This window comes from Wolbachia endosymbiont of Drosophila tristis, from assembly GCF_028981745.1.
Lineage (GTDB): Bacteria > Pseudomonadota > Alphaproteobacteria > Rickettsiales > Anaplasmataceae > Wolbachia > Wolbachia pipientis.
Genome location: NZ_JAPQLN010000055.1, coordinates 1 through 4,670 on the forward strand (window position 1 = coordinate 1; position 4,670 = coordinate 4,670).

General features: G+C 35.0%; 6 protein-coding genes. 4 read left to right on the forward strand and 2 right to left on the reverse strand.

Annotation, left to right across the window (positions count from 1 at the left end):
* On the forward strand, positions 1 to 161 hold a 161-nt coding region (locus OZD64_RS01995; RefSeq protein ID WP_274999147.1), incomplete at its 5' end, for a transposase.
* Here the strand turns inward: OZD64_RS01995 and OZD64_RS02000 are convergent.
* The gene (locus OZD64_RS02000; RefSeq protein ID WP_274999212.1) at positions 136 to 477 is read right to left on the reverse strand and encodes a hypothetical protein; all 342 of its coding nucleotides are present in this window, start codon (positions 475 to 477) and stop codon (positions 136 to 138) included. The genes OZD64_RS01995 and OZD64_RS02000 overlap by 26 nt on opposite strands.
* A 136-nt stretch (positions 478 to 613) precedes the next feature.
* Here OZD64_RS02000 and elbB point away from each other — a divergent pair, with 136 nt between their 5' ends.
* Entirely contained in the window at positions 614 to 1,321 is a 708-nt protein-coding gene (gene elbB, locus OZD64_RS02005; protein WP_274999213.1) for an isoprenoid biosynthesis glyoxalase ElbB, read from the forward strand.
* A gap of 175 nt (positions 1,322 to 1,496) precedes the next feature.
* Positions 1,497 to 1,805 carry a hypothetical protein gene (locus tag OZD64_RS06695; protein WP_038199665.1) on the forward strand — a complete coding sequence of 103 codons (309 nt, stop codon included), beginning with the start codon at positions 1,497 to 1,499 and terminating at the stop codon, positions 1,803 to 1,805.
* A 2-nt stretch (positions 1,806 to 1,807) separates the two neighbouring features.
* On the opposite strand, the gene OZD64_RS02015 is transcribed toward OZD64_RS06695, so the two are convergent.
* Positions 1,808 to 3,355: a peptidoglycan D,D-transpeptidase FtsI family protein gene (locus tag OZD64_RS02015; RefSeq protein WP_070357019.1), complete on the reverse strand. Its 1,548-nt coding sequence runs from the start codon at positions 3,353 to 3,355 to the stop codon at positions 1,808 to 1,810.
* A gap of 20 nt (positions 3,356 to 3,375) precedes the next feature.
* On the opposite strand from OZD64_RS02015, the gene ispH reads away from it, so the two are divergent.
* Positions 3,376 to 4,305: a 4-hydroxy-3-methylbut-2-enyl diphosphate reductase gene (ispH, locus tag OZD64_RS02020; protein ID WP_010963148.1), complete on the forward strand. Its 930-nt coding sequence runs from the start codon at positions 3,376 to 3,378 to the stop codon at positions 4,303 to 4,305.
* Positions 4,306 to 4,670: the final 365 nt, after the last annotated feature.

The following is a 4,670-nucleotide window of genomic DNA, read 5'->3' on the forward strand; positions in this document are numbered from 1 at the left end:
GGTTTAAAGTACAGCCAAGAAGATGGGTTGTAGAAAGGACTTTTGCTTGGGTTAATAGGAATAGAAGGCTATCGAAGGAGTATGATTTACTCACAACATCCACTGAGAATTTCATATACCTAGCTATGAGTAGGGTTATGTTAAAGAGGGAATATGCTTGAATTTACTAGTTTCCGGACAACCTCTTAACGCCTCTTCTATTATTTTTGAGTCAACATTTTCAGAAGTTAAACCTTCAAGCGCTTCTTCAATGAATTTTATAAATAATTCTTTGTTGACCTCCTTTTGCAAGCCTTGGTCATTAATCGCTAAACCTAAATCTTTGAGGTTCATCCCTTTAACTTGTTCTGATAGGGTTGTAAATAACTCTTTTTTCCCCTCTTGTGAGGATTGTGCAATACTTTCTATTATATCTGAAATAGCTTTTCTTAGTTCTGGATAGTCAGTGTCAAAAAACATACTATTGCTAGATTCCATATTCAGCTTCGTTGATTATAAATATGCCTAATTATACATACTAATCATTAATTATATTATAATTGATATAACATACCCCTTTCCAAATATAGAATTTGTATTAAAATATCTAGATTATATGAAATCAAGGTACTTTATGGGTGAAAAAAAATTAAAAGCTGCTGTGGTCTTATCAGGGTGTGGTCACCTTGACGGTGCAGAGGTAAGAGAAGCGGTTTTAAGTTTGCTTGTGCTTGATCAGCAGGAAGTGGATGTTAAATGCTTTGCACCTGATATCAATATCACACAAGTTATGAATCATAGAACAAAAGAGGCAACAAAAGAAAAAAGGAATGTACTTGTGGAAGCAGCAAGAATCGCAAGAGGCGGAATATATGACTTAAAAGAAGCCAAAGCTGAAAATTTTGACATGCTAGTTGTACCTGGTGGATACGGGGTTGCGAAAAATTTATCTGACTTAGCTGAAAGTAAAGACATGGTGACAGTAATGCCTGAATTTGAAAGATTAGTTTCAGAATTTTTTGTTACAAAAAAGCCAATAGGAGCGATATGCATATCTCCAGCCATCATTGTTTCAATTTTAAGTAGCAAGATAGGTAAAGAAGAAAGTAAGGTTAAGGTAACTATAGGAGATGACAGAGAACAGTTGATAGAAAGGCTTGGCGGCGAGCACATAAAATGCGATACAGAGTTATCAATAGAAGACGAAGAACATAATGTATTTTCCTGTTCTGCTTATATGCGTAGCGACGAAAGTACATACTCTGTATATCAAGGGATAAAGCATATGATTGACAGCATGGTAAAAAAGATTAACAAAAAAACTAAACAGCCATTCCTATAAGGTGTACTAAATAAGACTTCTCTATTAATCACACAATTAACTGTTGAATTTTACATTTCTAGCTGTATTATGGCTACGTAGCTAAAGTAACTTAGGTTTATCGACGCTTTACTACTTGTTAGCGGTGTGGTGTAGTGGCCATATATGTTTAGTTCTTTTTTTTAAGGTATTTTGTATGTCAGATCTTTTCTATATTGAAACTACGTGTTGTGTGGACGGTCAGTGTGATGTCTATACAGGGGAAGTGAGTTTTAATGATGTCATGTTAGGCAAGTTCAGTCTAAATTCGTGCAGCGGGAAAGAAGCTATGATAAATCTAGACATTATTACATTCGATATTAATATCACTATTGATGGTCAAAATGGAAAGACAATAAAAAAAGACCTTAAAGGTCTTGAATTTGTAACTAAAGATGATGGTTCTTGGTATATTAATAAGGATTTTGGTGATGATAAATTTGAAGTTGTAGTAAAGCAATCATAATTTTACATCTCAGGTGTAACATTTAGTATAGGCGCTATTCTATTTATAATGTTCTTTACTATAGGCGCAGCAATTATTCCCCCGGTATGGTGCATCCCTTGAGGCTCATCAATAGCAATTAGCACTATGTACCTTGGGTCAAGCATAGTTAGCACTCCTATAAATGATGCTATGTTTGCATCTTTGCTATATTTACCATCTACAACTTTTTCCGCCGATCCAGTTTTTCCTCCTATTGAATATGCCTTTATTTTTGCTTTTCTGCCAGTGCCATCTGTTACTGCTGCACGTAATAATTTTCTCATTTCCCTGGAAGTTCTTCTTGAGATAATTTGCTCTCCTATACTTCTTTTATTCAACATCAAGGTTGCGTTATGAAATATCCCATTGTTGATTAATGCTGCTGCAGTTTGTGCAAGATGTATAGGAGTTACAGCTATGCCATAACCATAAGATGCTGTTATTAAAGTGGTTTCACTCCATTTATCCGGGATTATCGGTGTGGATTTTTCTGGTATTTCTATTTTCAAAGGAGAAAATAGCTTCATAGCTTTAAAGTATTCTACCTGTTTTTCAATACCTAGTTTGACTGCAATTTTTGCTGCACCAATGTTGGATGATTTTACAAATATATCTTGCACAGTAATTTTTGGAATTTTAGATTTATGAAAATCCTGAATTTTATACTTTCCGATGGTGATTGGTGTTGATACGTCATATAAATCGCTAGTTTTTGTAGCGTTCGCATCAAGCGCTGCGGCTATTGTAAAGTATTTTAATACCGACCCCATCTCATATACCCCAAGACTGGCGCGATTAAACTTTTGTACGTCTTCTGCCTTATTCTGTAAGTTGGGATTAAAATCAGGTAGGCTGACCATCGAGATAACTTCACTATTTCTCACATTTAAAACAATTCCTACTCCGCCAAGTGCCTGATATCTGCTTACAGCTTTAGTTAGCTCTTCATGCACTATGCTTTGCACTCGTGTATCTAAGGATAGTATTATGGGCTTTTCTTGCTCATTGTTTTTACTTATATACGCCTCAACTCCTGCAATACCATTGCCATCTATGTCAGTGTAACCAAGCACGTGTGAAAATAAATTACTGTGAGGATATATACGCTTTATGTCGTCATCAAAATTTACTCCTGGTACACCAGCGTTTTTGATCGCTAGTAATTCTTTTGGAGTCAAGTGCCGCTTTATCCAAGCAAATTTCTTTTCTGAAGTAAGTACTCTATATAAGTTCTTGTATTCGAGGTCATGCAAAGTAGAACACAGTTGTGCTGCTATACTTTCCGGATTCTTTACTTTGGTTGCATCTATATATAGTGATGTTGTGGGCACATTTGTTGCTATTACCACTCCATTTCTATCTAAAATATCAGGTTGTTTATGTACTATATTATCTTTTCTAAAATTTTCTGAAGTAGTAAGTTGATCAAATGTTAAAGAGAATATGCGAAAAATAATTATTATATAAAATATAAATAATGGTACTATAAAACACAGTGAGCGGAGCTTATTTTTAAGTAATGCTTGCATATTTACTTGATTTGACAAAAATGGAAATCATCTTAGCTGAACCACGAGGTTTTTGTGCCGGGGTAAAAAGAGCTGTGGACATATTAGCTATTACTTTAGAAAAATACAAAAACGAGCGCCAAGTTTATGTGCTACACGAAATTGTTCACAATAAATATATAGTAGAGGACTTTAAGAAACAAGGAGTGGTTTTTGTAAGCAGTATCGAGGAAATTGAAGATAATGAAGGAATACTGATCTTCAGCGCGCACGGAGTATCAAAAAATATAGAAGATGAGGCAAAAAGAAAGGGTATTCAAGTGATTGATGCAACATGTCCTTTAGTCAACAAAGTGCATAAAGAAGCAAAAAGGTATGAAAACAGTGGTAAAGAATTAATTCTCATTGGGCATGAAAACCATCCAGAAGTTAAGGGAATTAGGGGAAGAGTAAACAATCCTATCACTTTAGTGCAAACTTTGCAGGATGTATATGATTTAAAGGTTAAAGATCCAGATAATTTGTCTTATGTTACACAAACTACGTTAAGCATCGACGATACCCGTGACATTATTGCTGCCTTGAAATTAAGGTTTCCAGGCATAACAGGTCCAGATTTAAAGGACATATGCTATGCAACGCAAAACAGACAAAATGCTGTTAAAAAGCTAGCTGAAATTGTAGACATGGTATTAGTTGTAGGAAGTAAAAATAGCTCAAATTCAAACCGCTTATTAGATCTGTGCACTGCCAGAGGAAAAAGAGCCTACTTGATTGATAATTACAGCTGTGTGAATAAAAGCTGGTTTCAGGGCGTAGAAAAGATAGGAATCACCGCAGGTGCTTCCGCTCCTGACATATTAGTTGATGAATTAATAGACTACCTAAAAGTAAACCTGAGTGTAAAAATTTCAGTTATGCCAGGTGGTATTACTGAAAATGTTCAGTTTAAAATACCGAATCTGGTTTAAAACACAACTTATCTACTAAACTTCTCTTGAAATCACACAAACCAGCATCTATAGCTAAGACGTCATACCGCGATTCATTAGACTTCTTGCATAACCATATAACAAACTTTTATTGGGAATAGAAACGAAAAAACTTGCTTGACAAACTCCGCCAGCCCCCTTATCATGAAACTGAAGCTATTGTATTTGCTTTCGCCAATCTGCAGATTAAAAGGTAAGGATTACTTAACGTATCGGCGTCTTATGTTCAATTTTTTGCAGTATATAGATACTGCATGTCTTTACAAAACTTCATCTACATCTAGATTTTTATCTAAATAAGCTGAACGCGCTTATAAAGCGTTACAAGACATCAAAAAATGCCA

Bases quoted from the DNA above. Each gene is read 5' to 3' on its own strand.
- OZD64_RS02000 (WP_274999212.1), bottom strand. From the start codon at position 477: ATGGAATCTAGCAATAGTATGTTTTTTGACACTGACTATCCAGAACTA.
- elbB (WP_274999213.1), top strand. From the start codon at position 614: ATGGGTGAAAAAAAATTAAAAGCTGCTGTGGTCTTATCAGGGTGTGGT.
- OZD64_RS06695 (WP_038199665.1), top strand. From the start codon at position 1,497: ATGTCAGATCTTTTCTATATTGAAACTACGTGTTGTGTGGACGGTCAG.
- OZD64_RS02015 (WP_070357019.1), bottom strand. From the start codon at position 3,355: ATGCAAGCATTACTTAAAAATAAGCTCCGCTCACTGTGTTTTATAGTA.
- ispH (WP_010963148.1), top strand. From the start codon at position 3,376: ATGGAAATCATCTTAGCTGAACCACGAGGTTTTTGTGCCGGGGTAAAA.